The sequence below is a fragment of the Faecalibacterium tardum genome (genome assembly GCF_040096515.1).
GTDB lineage: Bacteria > Bacillota > Clostridia > Oscillospirales > Ruminococcaceae > Faecalibacterium > Faecalibacterium tardum.
This window is the reverse complement of record NZ_JBBMEO010000102.1, coordinates 1-727: the sequence shown is the minus strand read 5'-3', so window position 1 is coordinate 727 and position 727 is coordinate 1. Positions and strand designations below refer to the sequence as shown.

The window sequence follows — 727 nt, the reverse complement described above, 5'->3', positions numbered from 1 at the left end:
GCGCTTTCCAGCACCTGTTTCAGCATCTTTTCCCGGTTCATGCAGTTGACAAGGGAAACTTCCAGCCCTGCCAGTTCGATGTTTGCCGGAATCAGGTCAACACCCTCTGCATGGTGCAGGATGCCCTCACCGGGTGGAATACTCTGGTCGTTCATGGCCTTTACCATCAAGGTGGAAAGGGTCGTGGGCAGTTCATCGGGCTGCTGCCAGCCCATGCTGATGGTCAAGCTGCCCTGCGGGTCAGCGTCCACCAACAGGACTTTTTTACCTTCCATCGCCAGCCCGATGCCTAGATTTTCACAGGTGGTGGTCTTGCCGGTGCCGCCTTTCTGGTTGACGATGGCTATTGTGGTTGCTTTCTTTGAAATTTTCATCACCTCCGCATCGCTAAGTCGTGGTTGGTTTGGTTCTGATAGAAAAGCTGCATCGTGGTGGGTGCATTATACAGAGAAGCAAGCAGGTATTGTTTCATGTTTCGGATCGGGCTGCTGTTCTCTGCAAGGCACTTCAGCACAAAGTGGATATGGTCAGCGTTCAGCTTCATAAAGCGACTGCGCACCACCTCGGCGGGCTTATCGTCCCCAGCAATGCGCAGCGTCTTGCGGTTGGTGGCACAGGTGTCCACCAGCAAATCTACGATCTGATAGATAGTATCCTCATCGTCCGGGCAGAGCCGGAGCAGAAGGTCTACCTCCAAAGACTGCGAAAAATATTCTTCCAGTTGGGC

At 53.4% G+C, this 727-nt stretch carries 2 protein-coding genes; both read right to left on the bottom strand.

Annotation, left to right across the window (positions count from 1 at the left end; genetic code table 11):
- Nucleotides 1-374, bottom strand: a 374-nt coding sequence (locus WMO44_RS14955) for a ParA family protein (RefSeq protein ID WP_349153053.1), incomplete at its 3' end; no start/stop codon positions are given.
- Nucleotides 374-727 (bottom strand): DUF6017 domain-containing protein (locus WMO44_RS14950; RefSeq protein ID WP_349153052.1); only part of this gene is annotated, 354 nt, incomplete at its 5' end. The genes WMO44_RS14955 and WMO44_RS14950, both read right to left, overlap by 1 nt.